This is a genomic window from Promicromonospora sp. CA-289599, from assembly GCF_050936155.1.
Classification (GTDB): Bacteria; Actinomycetota; Actinomycetes; order Actinomycetales; family Cellulomonadaceae; genus Promicromonospora.
Genome location: NZ_JBNJNI010000001.1, coordinates 3,213,711 through 3,229,379 on the forward strand (window position 1 = coordinate 3,213,711; position 15,669 = coordinate 3,229,379).

The 15,669-nt window shown below is 69.7% G+C and carries 13 protein-coding genes; 8 read left to right on the forward strand and 5 right to left on the reverse strand.

Features of this window, described 5'->3' with window-relative positions; all coding sequences use genetic code 11:
• Nucleotides 1-44: 44 nt before the first annotated feature.
• From ACQEVI_RS14220 to ACQEVI_RS14240, 5 genes are all read left to right on the forward strand, one after another.
• Nucleotides 45-1,451: an RICIN domain-containing protein gene (locus ACQEVI_RS14220; protein WP_432899878.1), complete on the forward strand. Its 1,407-nt coding sequence runs from the start codon at nt 45-47 to the stop codon at nt 1,449-1,451.
• A gap of 231 nt (nt 1,452-1,682) precedes the next feature.
• Nucleotides 1,683-3,350, forward strand: coding sequence for a xylulokinase (locus ACQEVI_RS14225; protein ID WP_432899881.1), 1,668 nt, complete (start codon nt 1,683-1,685; stop codon nt 3,348-3,350).
• Nucleotides 3,347-4,117, forward strand: a complete 771-nt coding sequence (locus ACQEVI_RS14230; RefSeq protein WP_432899884.1) for an L-ribulose-5-phosphate 4-epimerase — start codon at nt 3,347-3,349, stop codon at nt 4,115-4,117. Before ACQEVI_RS14225 ends, ACQEVI_RS14230 begins: the two co-directional genes overlap by 4 nt.
• Complete coding sequence (gene araA, locus ACQEVI_RS14235) at nt 4,114-5,628, forward strand: L-arabinose isomerase (RefSeq protein WP_432899887.1); 1,515 nt, start codon at nt 4,114-4,116, stop codon at nt 5,626-5,628. The genes ACQEVI_RS14230 and araA overlap by 4 nt, the downstream gene beginning before the upstream one ends.
• Before the next feature lie 222 nt (nt 5,629-5,850).
• The gene (locus tag ACQEVI_RS14240; protein ID WP_432899890.1) at nt 5,851-6,537 is read left to right on the forward strand and encodes a GOLPH3/VPS74 family protein; all 687 of its coding nucleotides are present in this window, start codon (nt 5,851-5,853) and stop codon (nt 6,535-6,537) included.
• A gap of 22 nt (nt 6,538-6,559) precedes the next feature.
• On the opposite strand, the gene ACQEVI_RS14245 is transcribed toward ACQEVI_RS14240, so the two are convergent.
• Nucleotides 6,560-7,642, reverse strand: a complete 1,083-nt coding sequence (locus ACQEVI_RS14245) for an arabinan endo-1,5-alpha-L-arabinosidase (protein ID WP_432899893.1) — start codon at nt 7,640-7,642, stop codon at nt 6,560-6,562.
• A gap of 106 nt (nt 7,643-7,748) precedes the next feature.
• Between ACQEVI_RS14245 and ACQEVI_RS14250 the strand changes: the two genes are divergently transcribed.
• A complete protein-coding gene (locus tag ACQEVI_RS14250) occupies nt 7,749-8,813 on the forward strand; it encodes a LacI family DNA-binding transcriptional regulator (protein ID WP_432899895.1) in 1,065 nt (354 codons plus the stop codon).
• Between the two features lie 17 nt (nt 8,814-8,830).
• Here the strand turns inward: ACQEVI_RS14250 and ACQEVI_RS14255 are convergent, their stop codons facing one another.
• The 4 genes from ACQEVI_RS14255 to ACQEVI_RS14270 are packed head-to-tail and all read right to left on the reverse strand — an operon-like array spanning nt 8,831 to nt 12,687.
• Nucleotides 8,831-9,484, reverse strand: coding sequence for a YesL family protein (locus ACQEVI_RS14255; protein WP_432899898.1), 654 nt, complete (start codon nt 9,482-9,484; stop codon nt 8,831-8,833).
• A gap of 27 nt (nt 9,485-9,511) precedes the next feature.
• A complete protein-coding gene (locus ACQEVI_RS14260; protein ID WP_432899901.1) occupies nt 9,512-10,432 on the reverse strand; it encodes a carbohydrate ABC transporter permease in 921 nt (306 codons plus the stop codon).
• A 12-nt stretch (nt 10,433-10,444) separates the two neighbouring features.
• Nucleotides 10,445-11,338: a carbohydrate ABC transporter permease gene (locus tag ACQEVI_RS14265; protein ID WP_432899904.1), complete on the reverse strand. Its 894-nt coding sequence runs from the start codon at nt 11,336-11,338 to the stop codon at nt 10,445-10,447.
• A complete protein-coding gene (locus tag ACQEVI_RS14270; RefSeq protein WP_432899907.1) occupies nt 11,338-12,687 on the reverse strand; it encodes an ABC transporter substrate-binding protein in 1,350 nt (449 codons plus the stop codon). Before ACQEVI_RS14270 ends, ACQEVI_RS14265 begins: the two co-directional genes overlap by 1 nt.
• Nucleotides 12,688-12,883: 196 nt before the next feature.
• Here ACQEVI_RS14270 and ACQEVI_RS14275 point away from each other — a divergent pair, with 196 nt between their 5' ends.
• Both ACQEVI_RS14275 and ACQEVI_RS14280 read left to right on the forward strand, forming a co-directional pair.
• Entirely contained in the window at nt 12,884-14,395 is a 1,512-nt protein-coding gene (locus ACQEVI_RS14275) for an alpha-N-arabinofuranosidase (protein WP_432899910.1), read from the forward strand.
• Nucleotides 14,396-14,563: 168 nt separating this feature from the next.
• The gene (locus ACQEVI_RS14280; protein WP_432899913.1) at nt 14,564-15,571 is read left to right on the forward strand and encodes an ABC transporter substrate-binding protein; all 1,008 of its coding nucleotides are present in this window, start codon (nt 14,564-14,566) and stop codon (nt 15,569-15,571) included.
• The last annotated feature ends 98 nt before the right edge of the window (nt 15,572-15,669 follow it).

Below are 15,669 nucleotides of genomic sequence, written 5' to 3' on the forward strand. Positions count from 1 at the left end.
AAGTTCCCACTGAAATCAGCACTGCGATGAAGGAGTGTGGTCCCGTGAGGCGTCTTTATGCTTCCCTCGCTGCCCTGGCCTGTGTCCTGACGGCCGCCGTCGGCGGCGCCGTCTCGGCCCAGGCGTCGCCCGAGACGGTGGAGAACGCCACCCAGTTCACCGACACGTCGGGCAACCCGCTGCACGCCCACGGCGGCGGTGTGGTCAAGGTGGGCCAGTACTACTACTGGTTCGGCGAGAACCGGAACACGGACAACACGTTCCGGTACGTCTCCGCCTACCGGTCGACGGACCTCGTCCACTGGGAGTTCCGCAACCACGTGCTCACCGAGGCGAGCCACCCGGAGCTCGGCATGGCCAACATCGAGCGGCCCAAGGTGATGTACAACCAGGCCACGGGCAAGTTCGTGATGTGGATGCACAAGGAGAACGGCACCGACTACTCGGAGGCCCGGGCAGCGGTCGCCGTGAGCGACACCGTGGACGGCGACTACACCTATCAGCGCAGCTTCCGGCCGCTCGGGCACATGTCCAGGGACATCGGCGTCTTCGTCGACACGGACGGCACCGGCTACATGTACTCGTCCGCGAGGGAGAACTACGACCTGCACATCTACCGCCTCACCAGCGACTACACGGACGTGGCCAGCCTGGTCGCCAACCCGTGGCCGGGCGGTCACCGCGAGGCGCCGGCACTGTTCAAGCGGGGCAGCACCTACTTCATGCTGACCTCCGGCGCCACGGGCTGGAACCCGAACCAGCAGAAGTACGCGACGACCAGCAACCTGGCGTCCGGCTGGTCGGCGATGCAGAACGCCGGTGACGCCACCGCGTACGGCTCGCAGACCACCTTCGTGCTGCCGGTCCAGGGCACGTCCGGCACGTCGTACCTGTACATGGGTGACCGCTGGGGCAACTCGATCGGCACCAACGTCAACGGCTCCCGGTACGTGTGGGCGCCGATCACGTTCCCGACGTCGACCTCCATGTCGTTCAACTACTTCCCGGAGCTCTCGATAGACGCGGCGGCGGGCACGATCACCGGGCAGGGCGGGCCGTTCGAGTCGCTCACCGCACGACATTCGGGCAAGTGCGCCGACGTGACGAGCCAGTCGTACGCCGCGGGTGCCGAGGTCAAGCAGTACGACTGCAACAGCGGCGGCAACCAGCGCTTCTGGTTCCGGAGTGCGGGCAGCGGCTACTACAACCTCGTGGCCCGGCACAGTGCGCTGTGCGTGCAGGAGAACGCCACGACGGTGACCCAGCAGAGCTGCGGCACGGGAACGAGCCAGCAGTGGTCGGTGGTCGCGGCGTCGGGCAGCTATGTGACGATCCGGTCGCGTGCGACCGGCGAGTGCCTGGACGTCAACGGCGGTTCGACAGCGAACGGCGCGGCGCTGATCACGTACACCTGCAACGGGGGGAACAACCAGCAGTGGACCCGCGGCTGACGGCACACCGACGCTGAAGTCCGCTCCGGGACGATCTCGGGCGCCGAACCGGGCACGGTTCGGCGCCCGTAGTCGTTCTCATGGCGGACCTGTTCCTACCCGGTTGTCGTAACGTATCGTGTGAGCGCTAACATCGCCGTGGGCGGTCAGGCCACGGCTTACCGTGACGGTCGACCGACGGTTACACGAACGACGCCACGCGACGATGCGGGCAGGACGGAGCGGCCCACGATGGTGGAGCGGCAGGATGAAGGAGTGGAACGGCTCGCCGGCCTCCGGGAGGCGATCGAGCAGGGGCGGACCGCTCTCGGCATCGAGCTCGGCTCCACCAGGATCAAGGCGTGCCTCGTCGGCCCGGCGGGCGTGCCGCTCGCGAGCGGCAGCCACGACTGGGAGAACCAGCTCGTCGACGGCGTGTGGACCTACTCGCTGGACGCCGTCTGGTCGGGCCTGCAGGAGTCGATGACAGCGCTGTTGTCCGACGTCGAGCGGCAGTACGGCGTGCGGCTCACCACCGTCGGCGCACTGGGTGTCTCGGCGATGATGCACGGCTACCTCGCGTTCGACGAGACCGACGAGCTGCTCGTGCCGTTCCGGACCTGGCGCAACACCAGCACCGAACGCGCCGCGACCGAGCTGACCGGCCTGTTCGGCCACAACATCCCCCTGCGCTGGTCGGTCGCCCACCTGTACCAGGCGATCCTCGACGACGAGCCGCACGTGGCGCACGTGCGGCACTTCACCACGCTGGCCGGCTACGTGCACTGGCGGCTGACCGGGCAGCAGGTGCTCGGCGTCGGCGACGCCTCCGGCATGTTCCCGATCGACCCGGCGACGAAGGGCTACGACCAGCGGATGCTGGCTCAGCTCGACGAGCTGGTGGGCGACCGCGGCCCGGGCCCGGGCATCACCGACCTGCTGCCGCGCGTCCTGCCCGCCGGCGCCGACGCCGGCGCGCTGACCGCGGAGGGCGCCGCTCTGCTGGACCCGACCGGCACGCTCCAGCCGGGAATCCCGCTCTGCCCGCCCGAGGGTGACGCCGGGACCGGCATGGTCGCCACCAACTCCGTGGCGCCCCGCACCGGCAACGTCAGCGCCGGGACGAGCATCTTCGCGATGGTCGTCCTGGAGAAGCCGCTGGACAGCGTGCACGAGGAGCTGGACCTGGTCACCACCCCGGCCGGCGACCTCGTCGCGATGGTGCACTGCAACAACGGGGCCAGCGAGCTCGGCGCCTGGGCCGAGCTGTTCGGCCAGTTCGCCACGGCTCTCGGGCAGCCGGCCGCCCCGGACGCCGTGTTCGGCGCGCTGCTGCGGTCCGCCCTGGACGGCGATGCCGATGGCGGCGGCCTGCTCGCCTACAACTACCTGTCCGGCGAGCCCATCACCGGCCTCGAGGCCGGTCGGCCGCTGTTCACGCGCACGCCTGACAGCCGGCTCACCCTCGGCAACTTCGCGCGCACGCAGGTCTACAGCGTGTTCGGCACCCTGAGTCTTGGCATGCGGGTGCTGGCCGAGGAGCAGGTGGGGCTGGACTCCATGTTCGCGCACGGCGGCCTGTTCCGGACCGAGGGCGTGGCCCAGCGCCTCCTGGCCGCCGCGCTCGGCGCACCGGTGGCCGTCGGCCGGACGGCGGGCGAGGGCGGCGCCTGGGGCATCGCGCTTCTCGCCGCGTACCGGGCGTCCGCGCACGGCGCGGCCGCTCCCGAGCAGGGCCTGGGCGCGTACCTCGCCGCCGAGGTCTTCGCGGACGCCGCGCTCGACGTCGTCGAGCCGGACGCCGCTGACGTGGCGGGCTTCTCCGCCTACCTGGAGCGTTACAGCGCGGGCCTCGCGATCGAGCGCGCCGCCGTCGAGACGCTCCGGACCCGAGACACGACGCAGGAGAGCGACAGATGAGCAAGGCACTGACCGACTACTCGCAGGCAGTCCAGGACGAGGTGGCGCGCGTCCGCGTGGCCGTCTCCGACCTGCACGCCGAGCTGCCGCGCTGGGACCTCGTGGTCTGGACGGCGGGCAACGTCTCGCAGCGCGTGCCGAACCCCGACGTGCCGGACGGCAGCGCCGACCTGTTCGTCATCAAGCCCTCGGGCGTCTCCTACGACGACCTCACCCCCGCCGGGATGGTCGTGTGCGACCTCGACGGCAACCTCGTGGACGGGACGCGGTCGCCGTCGTCGGACACCGCGGCACACGCCTACGTGTACCAGCACATGGCCGAGGTGGGCGGCGTCGTGCACACGCACTCCACGTACGCGACGGCCTGGGCCGCGCGCGGCGAGGAGGTGCCCTGCGTGCTCACGATGATGGCCGACGAGTTCGGCGGCCCCGTACCGATCGGCCCGTTCGCGATCATCGGCGACGACTCGATCGGCCGGGGCATCGTGGAGACGCTCAGCGGCCACCGCAGCCCGGCCGTCCTGATGCGCAACCATGGGCCGTTCACCATCGGCAAGGACGCCCGCGCCGCCGTGAAGGCGGCCGTGATGGTCGAGGAGGTCGCCCGCACTGTGCACATCTCCCGCCAGCTCGGCGAGCCCGTCCCGATGGAACAGCAGCACATCGACTCTCTCTACGACCGCTACCAGAACGTCTACGGCCAGCCCGCGACAACGCCGTCGGGCACCACTGCGGCCGACACCCAGAACACGGAAGGACAGGCATGAGCACCAAGCCCTACGCGGACCGTGAGGTCTGGTTCCTCACCGGGAGCCAGGACCTCTACGGCGAGGAGACCCTCGCCCAGGTCGCCGAGCAGTCCCAGGAGGTGGCCCGGGCGCTGGACGCGTCGTCGGACGTGCCGGTCAAGGTGGTGTGGAAGCCGGTCCTCAAGGACTCGGTGTCGATCCGCCGCGCCATGCTGGACGCCAACGGCGACGACAACGTTATCGGTGTCGTCACCTGGATGCACACGTTCAGCCCCGCGAAGATGTGGATCGCGGGCCTGGACGCGCTGCGCAAGCCGCTGCTGCACCTGCACACGCAGGCCAATGTCGAGCTCCCCTGGGACGACATCGACATGGACTTCATGAACCTCAACCAGGCGGCGCACGGCGACCGCGAGTACGCGTACATCGCCACGCGGCTCGGCGTCGCACGCACCACGGTGGTGGGGCACGTCTCCAACCCGGCAGTCACGCGCCGGGTGGGCACCTGGGTGCGTGGCGCGGCCGGCTGGGCCGCGACGCACGAGCTCAAGCTGGTCCGGTTCGGCGACAACATGCGCAACGTCGCCGTCACCGAGGGCGACAAGACCGAGGCCGAGCTGCGGTTCGGCGTCTCGGTGAACACGCACGGCGTGAACGAGCTGGTCGCGGCGGTGGACGCCGTCGAGGAGACCGCCATCGACAAGGTGGTGGCCGAGTACGAGGAGAAGTACGACGTCGCCCCCGAGCTCCGGGCCGGCGCCGAGCGGCACGACTCGCTGCGCTACGCCGCCCGCCAGGAGCTCGCGCTGGAGTCCTTCCTGGAGGCGGCCGGCGCCAAGGCGTTCACCACCAACTTCGAGGACCTGGGCGCGCTGCGCCAGCTCCCCGGGCTCGCGGTGCAGCGCCTCATGGAGAAGGGCTACGGCTTCGGCGCCGAGGGCGACTGGAAGACGGCGGTGCTCGTCCGGGCCGCCAAGGTGATGGGGCTCGGCCTCCCCGGGGGCGCGAGCCTCATGGAGGACTACACCTACGACCTCACCCCCGGCTCCGAGCTCATCCTCGGTGCGCACATGCTGGAGGTCTGCCCCTCGCTCACCACCGCGACGCCGCGCATCGAGGTCCACCCGCTCGGCATCGGCGGCAAGGAGGACCCGGTCCGGATGGTCTTCTCGGCCGACGCCGTCGAGGGTGCCGTCGTCGTCTCGCTCGCGGACATGCGGGACCGGTTCCGGCTGACGGCCAACGTGGTCGACGTCGTCACCCCGCCGCACGACCTGCCGAAGCTCCCGGTCGCCCGCGCGATGTGGAAGCCCCGGCCGTCGTTCGACGTCTCGGCCGAGTCGTGGCTGACGGCGGGCGGCGCGCACCACACGGTCATGTCGACCGCCGCGGGCATCGAGGCGTTCGAGGTCTTCGCGAACATCGCCCGCACGGAGCTGCTGGTGATCGACGAGGACACGACGCGCCGCGGTTTCGCCGACCAGGTCCGCTGGAACCAGGTCTACTACCGCGTAGCCCTGGCCCTCTGACCGTCGCCCTTTCGCGGAAGTCCGCCTCCATCAAGCGGTTGGGCCTGGAAATCACGAGAGTTCCAGGCCCAACCGCTTGATGGAGGCGGACTTTCTGGTCTCCATGACCGTCGCGGGTCCGTCGTGCGGGGGTGGAGCGTCATCCCTGGGGCGGATCACACGGCGAGACCTGCCGTGGTGTGCTGGACCTGACATACCAGCCGACATGTCAAGGAGACCGCGATGGATCTCAGTCTCGCCGAGGAGTACCTGCTGCTCGCGCTCGACGACACCTCCGGCAGGCCGCTGCTCAGCGGGCAGCACCTGCAGTTCGCCCTGGCCGGGGCATCGGTCGCAGACCTCACCCTGCGCGGTGCGCTCGAGGTGTCCGACGGCGCGGACGGCGGTCGGGCCGGCCGGTTCCGGGCGACCGGCCGGGCGGCGCCGTCGGACCCGATGCAGCGCGAGGTGCTGGACCTGATGCACGACCGCCGGCCCAAGGACGCGGTCCGGAAGGCGGGGCAGGGCAGCTTCGCTCGGCGACTGCGCGACGTGCTGCAGCAGGGGCTCGCCGCGCGGGGCGTGCTGCGCGAGGAGGAGGTCAAGATCCTGGGGCTGTTCCCCAGCTCCACCTGGACCCCGCACGACCCCGCCCCGGAGACCGCCGTCCGCGAGCGGGTGCTGGCCGCCCTGACCGGGCGCGCGGACGCGGACGAGCGGACGGCGGCCCTGGTCTCGCTGCTGCTCGCGACCGACCTGATCCGAAAGATCTTCCCCGATCAGGACCGCCGCTCGCTGAAGCGCCGCGCGAAGGAGATCGCCGAGTCGGAGTGGGCCGGAGCCGCGGTCAAGCGGGCGATCGACGAGCTCAACGCGGTGATGGTCGCGTCGACCGTGGCGGCGACGGGCGCCGCCACGGCAGGCAGCTGACCTGACTCTCGTCAGGCCGACCTCACGATCCGTTGAGGCTCAGCACCGGCCAGCCGGCCTTCCACGCCAGGCGGTGCAGGCCCAGGGTGGGGAAGTACGGGATCTCCTCGTTGGCGGCGTCGTAGTAGTGGTACGCGAGGACGCCGTCGTGCACCGACTGGCCGCCCGGGCCGACCACCGGACCGTGCGACTCCAGGAGCACCGTGCCCCCGCCGCCGACCATGTCGCGGCCCTCCTTGTCGAGGTACGGGCCGGTCACGTCGCGGGACCGCCCGACGACCACCTTGTAGGTGCTGTCCGCCCCGGCGCAGCAGGCGTCGAACGACACGTACAGGTAGTACCAGCCGCCCCGCTTCTCGATGTACGGAGCCTCCACCCGGTTGCCCGGCGCGAACCGGTCGACCAGGTGGACGGCGTTCTCCAGGGCGCCGGCCACGGGCTTGCCGCTGGGCCAGGAGATCTCGACCAGGAAGATGCCGTACCAGTGCGAGCCGATCGCCATGTACGGCGTACCGTCCTTGCCGGTGACGATGCCGGCGTCTATCGCGTTGAACTCCTTGCCGTCCTCGATCGGGGCCGGGGAGGTGATGACGGGCCCCTGGTCCACCCACTCGTAGTCGGGGTCGTCCGGGTCGAGGGTGGTGTTCGTGGCGAGTGCCGTGACCGAGTTGTTGGTGCCGAAACGGGACGCCGAGTAGTACAGGTAGTACGTGCCGTCGTGCTGGTAGACCTCGGGGGCCCAGAGGTTGTCGGGCAGGGCGCCGTCCGAGAAGTGCTCGTCGATCCAGGCCGGGATCTCGTCCCAGACGGTGCCCTCGTAGGCCCAGGTGGTGCCGCGGTCGTGCGACGACCACATCTGCACGGTGCCGCCGTTCTCGCGGTTCACCAGGCCGGTCGAGTAGACCCACCAGGTGCCGTCGTCGTCGACGGTGAGAGCGGGGTCGTGGATCGGCGCGGTGTCGCCGACGACGGCGATCTCGCCGGGCTTGCCCCCGTGCGCGCCTCCCGGTGGCCCGGCCACCGCACCGGACGCCGGGGCGCCTATCGCGATGGCCGCCGTGAACGCGAGCGCGCCGAGCGCCGCGAGTGGTCTGCGTGGTGACATCTTTGTCCTCCGGGTTGGTCGGATCCTGCTGCTGCCCACTTCTACAACGATGTAGAGTGTAGTGGAACACTCGCTCCGAGCACCATCGTCGAAAGGCCGCGCACCGATGCCGGTGAGGATGCAGGACGTCGCGCAGCGCGCCGGCGTCTCCGTCAAGACCGTCTCGAACGTGGTGAACGGATACCCGCACATCCGCGACTCCACGCGCCGGCGCGTCGAGGAGGCGATCGACCAGCTCGGCTACCGGATGAACACCTCGGCCCGCGACCTGCGCACCCGGCGGACCGGCATGATCACGCTCAACGTGCCGGAGCTGTCGCTGCCGTACTTCGCGGAGCTCGCCGACTCGGTGATCCGCGCCGCCGACGAGCGCGGCTGGTCGGTGCTCATCGAGCAGACCGGCGCCGAGCGCGAACGGGAGCTCGAGGTGCTCACGGGCAGCCGCCGCCACCGAGGCGACGGCGTGCTCTTCTCGCCGCTCGCGCTCGGCCCCGACGACCTCGACCACTTCGACGTCGACTTCCCGCTCGTCGTGCTCGGCGAACGGGTCTTCGGGGCACGGGCCGACCACGTGACCATGAACAACGTGGAGGGCGCCCGGGCCGCCACCGCACACCTCATCGCGTCGGGCCGACGGCGCATCGCCGTCGTCGGCGCGCACGCGGGCGAGGTCATCGGCTCGGCGGCGCTGCGGCTGGCCGGCTACGAGCGGGCGCTCGCCGAAGCAGGTATCCCGCTCGATCCGGCGCTGGTGGGCGAGGCGGGTCTCTGGCACCGCTCGACCGGCGCGGAGACGATGGCCCGGCTGCTCGACTCCGGCACCCCCGTCGACGCCGTGTTCGCCCTGAACGACGCGATGGCGCTCGGTGCCCTGCACGCGCTGCACGAGCGGCGGATCGACATCCCTGGCGACATCGCGCTCATCGGGTTCGACGACGTCGACGACGTCCGCTACTCCGTGCCCACCATCTCGTCCGTGGACCCGGGCCGCGACGAGATGGCGCGCACCGCCGTCGGCCTGCTGGTCGAGCGGATCACCGGCACCACCGCGCCGTTCCGGCGGGTCGTGCCCCCGATGCGGATCGTGGGGCGGGAGTCGACCGGCGACACACAGGGCGACGGCGGGACGGTGGTCGCAGCGCTGCCGGGCTGGCTGGAGGACATTCCCTGACCTGTCGAGGTCGCCGGCTAGGCCTGCTCGTCGATGCGGTTCAGGCGCTCGTCGACCATCAGCCCGCTGAGCCACAGCGGTACCGCGACCCCGGCGAGCAGCCCGAGCAGGGGGATCACGTAAGCCACGAGGCCGCACACGCCGAGCACCACGACCGTTCCCAGAGCGGTACCGGGGCCGAGCGCGGGGCTCAGCAGCAGGAAGCGCCACGTGTCGAGAGCGGACCGGTCGTAACGCAGCACCACGCGCGGCCAGCAGGCCAGCACCACCGCGCCCCATGCACCCACCAGGAAGAGCCCCACCTGCAGCGCGGCCCGCCCAGGGCCGTCCAGCTGCAGGAGGACGAAGTGGTCGAGCAGCAGAGCCGTGGCCCCGATCGTCAGCGGAGCGCCGAGCACGTTGGCGCGTCGCCAGCCCGCCAGCCACTCCCGCCAGAAGGGCCGCCAGGGGGACTCGGCAGGATCGCCGTCGAGCAGCACCGCGCTCGCCGCCCGGACCGCGGGCCACAGCCCGAGCACGACGCCGCCCGCGACCGCCCCCAGCAGGACCAGGACGTTGATCTCGACCAGGCGGGTGACCCGCCGGAGCACCCGCATGACTCCACCGGTCCAGCCGACCTCGTCCACGGCGGACGTGTCGCGCCCCGGCTTGTCCCGCCTGAGCTCGCTCACCTGTCACCCGCCCTCGTGCCGGTCACGTCAGCCCTTGGTGCCGGTGAGGGCGACCGACTCGATGATCTGCCGCTGGAAGATCAGGAAGATCGCGAGGATCGGCAGCAGCGCCACGAACGAGGCGGCCATGATCAGCGGGTAGTCCCGCTGGGTCGCGTACTGCACGTTCATGTTGGCGATGACCACCTGGAGCGTCTGCCGCTCCGGCGTGTTCAGGTACAGGATCGGCGCCAGGTAGTCGTTCCAGACCATCATGAACCAGAGGATGAACTGGGCGGCCACCGCCGGCCGGATGATGGGGAAGATCAGCCGCCAGAAGATCTGCCAGAAGTTCGCACCGTCGATCTTGGCCGCCTCGATGATCGAGTTCGGCACGTTCTCCAGGTACTGCCGCAGGAAGAAGATCACGAGGATGTTCCCGAAGATCGCCGGGACGATCAGCGGCAGGAGCGTGTCGACCCAGCCGATCCGCGAGAACATCACGAACTGCGGGATCATCAGGGTCGGGTACGGGATCATGATCCCGGTCAGCATGCCGATGAAGATGAGGTTGCGGAACGGCAGGCGCATCTTCGCGATGGCGAACGCCGCCATCGAGCAGGTGATCATGCCCAGCACCGTGACGGACGCCGCCACGACGAAGCTGTTCTGGAACCCGGTCAGGATGCTGGAGTCCTGCCACATCCGCACGTAGGTGTCCCACTGGGGCACCTCGGGGATCCACACGGGCGGCAGGGCGAAGACCTCGTTCTTGGTCTTCAGGGACGTCGAGACCATCCAGGCCAGCGGGGCGATCATCACCACCGCTCCGGCCGAGAGCAGGGCGAAGACCAGCCAGTCGCCGATCCGGGTGCTCGTGGTCCGGCTCATCGGGGCGCGGCGGGTGGCCTTGCGGGCGGGGGGCGTGAAGCCGAGGGTGCTGCGGCGCTGGGCCGTCGTCTGACTCATGATTCGTCCGCCTCAGTCGATGTCGAAGCTGTTGCGCCGGTTCAGGCGGAACTGGATCAGGGTGACGACGAGGATGAGCAGGCCCAGCACGATCGCCATCGCCGTCGCGTAGCCCATCTGCTGGTACTTGAACGCCTGCCGCCAGATGTGCCAGACGGCGGACGCGGTGCTGTACTCCGGTCCGCCCGTCGGCGTCATGATGTTGACCTCGGTGAAGAGCTGCGCGCCGCCGATCACGTTGGTCACGACGAGGAAGAACGTCACCGGCCGGACCATGGGCAGCGTGATGGTGCGGAACCGCTGCCAGCCGTTCGCGCCGTCGAGCTGCGCGGCCTCGTAGAGCGAGCGCGGCACCGACTGGATGGCGGCCAGGTACAGGATCATCGAGAACCCCAGGCCCTTCCAGATCGCCATCAGGATGATCGCCGGCTTGGCCCAGAACGTGCTCGCCAGCCAGTTGGGGCCGTCGATGCCGACCAGCGCGAGGGCCTGGTTGACCAGGCCGAAGTCACCGTTGTACGCCCACTGCCACAGGATGGCGATCGCCGCGAGCGACGAGATGACCGGCACGTAGTAGATGGTGCGGAACGCCGTCAGGCCCACGATCCTGCGGTTCATCGCGACGGCCAGAGCGAGCGACACGGCGAGGCCGATCGGGATGCCGATCATGTAGAAGAACGTGTTGTAGATCGACTCGAGGAAGTTCGCGTCACCGAAGAGCCGGACGTAGTTGTCGAGCCCGACGAACCGCATGACCCCGAGGCCGTTCCAGTTCGTCAGCGACGCGTACACCGCGAAGCCCACGGGGTACAGCGTGAACAGCAGGTAGCCGATCACCGGAGCCGCGACGAAGGCGAGCGCCCAGCGGTTCTCGGACCGGTGCAGGCGCGAGACCGAGCCGGCCATCAGCTGCCGGCGCTCGCGGCCGCGGCCTGCTCGGCCTGGTCGTTGGCCTCGTCGAGCAGGGTCTGCATGCGAGGCTCCACCTCGGCGAGGTACTCCTCGGCGGTCTGCTCGCCGTCCAGGACGGGCTGGATGTTGGTCCACATCTCGTCGTACCAGGCGGCGCCGTACGTCATCGCCGCGGGCATCGGGCGGCCGTAGTCCTCGACGATGTCGAGGAACTCCTGGCGGTTGGCCGGGCTGGTGTCCTCCTCGGCGGCCCACTCGGCCGCCATGTCCTTGAGGTTCGGCACCTGGATGCCGGCGTCGACGAGGGTCTGCTGCGCGGTCTCGTCGGCGGACAGGTAGGTCACCAGCTCGACGGCCTCCTCGGGCATGGCGGTCGTCGCCGAGACACCGATGCCGAGCGAGCCGATCCACGTGGCGGACTCACCGGTGGAGCCGGCGGGGAAGGGGATGAGGTCGTAGTCGAAGCCGAGCTCGTTGTAGGTGCTCACGTCCCACGGGCCCACGGGGAAGAAGGCGATCTGGCCCTCCATCCAGCGCTGGTAGGTGTCCAGCGTGGCCGCCTGCTCGGCGTTCGGGGTGACCTCGTCCACCGTGGTCAGGTCGGCGATGTACTGCAGCGCCTCGGCCATCTCGGGGGTGTCCACGGTGACTTCCGTGCGGTCCTCGTTGGTCCAGTCGGCGTCGTTGCTCCAGGCGAAGCCCTGCATGTTCCACTGGACGTTGAGGCCGGTGCCCCACTGGTCGACCTTCTGGTCGCCGTCGGTGTCCTTGGTGACCTGCTTCAGCACGTCGAGCCACTCGTCCCAGGTGTAGGGCTCGTCCGCGCTCGGCAGCTCGATGCCCTCGGCCTCGAGCATCGTCCTGTTGTAGCCCATGGCGAACGGGCCGACGTCCTTCGGCAGGCCGTAGAGCGCGCCGTCGGGCGTGCCCTGGAGCTTGCCGTCGTAGCGGTAGGAGTCGACGCCGTAGTCCCACAGGTTGTCCAGGTCGACGCCGGACGCCTCGACGTGGTCGGTGATGTCGAGGAGCACTCCCGAGGTGACGTAGGACTGCAGGTTCGCCTGCTCGATGTAGAAGACGTCGGGCACGTTGTTGCCCGAGATCGCCGCCTGGAGCTTGGTGGCGTACTGGTCGGCGTCGGTGACGATGACCTCCACCTCGACGCCGGTCTCCTCGGAGAACCTGTCGATGGCCTCCTGGTAGGCGGCCTTCTCGTCCTCGCCGCCGCGGAACATGAAGGTGAGCTTGCCGTCGTCGTCAGTTCCCGAACCAGCGCCGCAGGCGGCGGTGGAGGCCAGGACCAGTCCGGCGACGATGCCGGTGGTCAGGCGTGACTTCTTCATCACGGTTCCTCTCGTGAGCCGGGCCGCTGGGCGCGGGTGGTGCCGCCGGAGGTGGCGGGCACAACGTGTCGCGGAGCGTGCCGGTTGTCTCTTCGACCTTGAAGTTACATCGATGGAGAATCGATGCGGCACACGCTAGCATCCCTTCTACAACGATGTATACCCGCGGCATCGCTGCCGTCACGAGAGGACCCCCATGCACTCCGCCACCATCTCGCTCGACCCCGCATTCGTGGTCGGCCCCGTGCGTCGCCGCACCTTCGGCTCGTTCGTCGAGCATCTCGGGCGCTGCGTGTACACGGGTATCCACGACCCCGGCCACCCCACCGCCGACGCCGACGGCTTCCGCGGGGACGTCATCGAGCTCACGCGGGAGCTCGGCGTCTCGACGGTCCGCTACCCGGGCGGGAACTTCGTCTCCGGCTACCGGTGGGAGGACGCGGTGGGGCCGGTCGAGCAGCGCACGCCCCGGCTGGACCTGGCCTGGCACTCGACCGAGCCGAACCTCGTCGGCGTGGACGAGTTCATGCGGTGGTGCGCCCGGTCTGGCGTCGAGCCGATGATGGCGATCAACCTCGGCACCCGCGGCGTGCAGGAGGCGCTCGACCTGCTGGAGTACTGCAACGTGCCCGGCGGCTCCTACTGGGCGGACCGGCGCCGGGCCAACGGCGCGGAGGACCCGTACCGGATCAAGATGTGGTGCCTGGGCAACGAGATGGACGGCCCCTGGCAGATCGGCAGCAAGACGCCGCAGGAGTACGGGCGCCTGGCCGCCGAGACCGCCCGCGCCATGCGGATGATCGACCCGGGCCTCGAGCTCGTGGTCTGCGGGTCGTCGGGTTCCCAGATGCCGACGTTCGGCGAGTGGGAGCGGGTGGTCCTGACCGAGGCGTACGAGCACGTCGACCACATCTCGGCGCACGCCTACTACTGGGAGGAGGACGGCGACCTCGCGTCGTTCCTGGCCTCCGTGGTGGACATGGACCACTTCGTGGAGTCCGTGGCGGCCACCGCCGACGCCGTCCGCGCCGCCCGCAAGCAGAGCAAGCGGGTGCACATCTCGTTCGACGAGTGGAACGTCTGGTACCAGAAGCGGGCCGAGTCGCGGCCGCCGTCGGGCGACGACTGGCCGGTGGCGCCGGTGCTGCTCGAGGACCGTTACAACGTGGCCGACGCCGTGGTGGTCGGCAACATGCTCATCTCCCTGCTCCGGAACACGGACCGCGTGCACTCGGCATCCATGGCCCAGCTCGTCAACGTGATCGCGCCGATCATGACCGAGCCCGGCGGGCGCATCTGGAAGCAGACGATCTTCCACCCCTTCGCCCTCACCGCCCGGCACGCCGCCGGCGAGGTGCTGCGCCTCGCGATCGACTCGCCGGTGCACGAGACCGCCCGGTTCGGCGAGGTGGCGGTGCTCGACGCCGTCGCGACGCACGACGCCGGGTCCGGTGACGTGGTGGTGTTCGCCGTGAACAGGTCGCTGACCGGACCCGTGGTGCTCGACGTCGACCTGCGCGGCTTCCCGGGTATGCGCATCGCGGAGGCCGTCACGCTGTCGAACCCCGACCACACCTGGTCCGCGACGGCGGACGACGACACCAGCGTGCTGCCGCAGCCCAACACCTCGGCGAAGGTCGCGGACGACCGGGTGCGCGCGGAGCTGCCCCCGGTCTCCTGGTCGATGCTGCGCCTGGTCCGGGAGTGAGGCGGGTGTCCGGATCCGGCGGTTCGGCGCTGGGCGAAACACTGCAGACTCGTTACTGGAACGTGACGTCGGACACTATGAATCCTCCCCATGTGAGCGCTAACATTCGAGGCGGGCAAATAGCCGCTAGTCCTTGCACGCAGCCGTGCAGGATCTCAAGGAGGAGACATGGCACGCACGACCCTGACCCGCACCGTTCTGGCTGCGGTGTCCGTAGCCTCGCTGTTCGCGCTGAGCGCCTGCGCATCCGACGCAGGTGGTGAGCCCGCAGGTGGGGGCGAGCCCGCCGGTGGCGCCGACGACGGCGTCATCACCCTCGGCTTCTCGCAGGTGGGCGCCGAGTCCGGGTGGCGGGCCGCGAACACCAAGTCCATCCAGGACACGCTCACCGAGGAGAACGGCTTCGAGCTGAAGTTCTCCGACGCGCAGCAGAAGCAGGAGAACCAGATCCAGGCGATCCGCTCCTACATCACCCAGGGTGTGGACGTCATCGCGTTCTCCCCGGTGGTCGAGACGGGCTGGGACCCGGTGCTCCAGGAGGCCAAGGCCGCAGGGATCCCCGTGATCCTGACGGACCGCGCCGTCGACTCGAGCGACGAGACCCTCTACGAGTCGTTCATCGGCTCCGACTTCGTCAAGGAGGGTGAGATGGCCGGCGAGTGGGTCGCCGAGCAGTACGACGGCGAGGGCTTCAAGGCCGTCGAGCTGCAGGGCACCACGGGCGCCGCCCCGGCGATCGACCGCAAGGAAGGCTTCGAGGCCGCCATCGAGGGTACCGACCTCGAGATCATCGACAGCCAGACCGGTAACTTCACGCGGGCCGAGGGCAAGACGGTCATGGAGGGCTTCCTCAACAAGCACGACGACATCGACCTCGTGTTCGCGCACAACGACGACATGGGGCTCGGCGCGATCGAGGCCATCGAGGCGGCCGGCATGGTGCCGGGCGAGGACATCAAGATCGTCACCATCGACGCCGTCAAGGACGGCATGCAGGCGCTCGCCGACGGCAAGATCAACTACATCGTCGAGTGCAACCCGCTGCTCGGGCCGGACCTGGCGGAGATCGCCAAGGCCGTCATCGCCGGTGAAGAGGTCGAGAAGCGCATCGTCGTCGAGGACCTGGCGTTCGACCAGGAGTCCGCGAAGGAAGCGCTCCCCACGCGCGAGTACTGACGTCCCTACCGCCGGCCCCGTCCGGCTGTGAGCGCACTCGCTGGTCGAGCTTGCCGAGACCCCGGTCTCGGCAAGCTCGACCAGCGAGCGGTCTCATG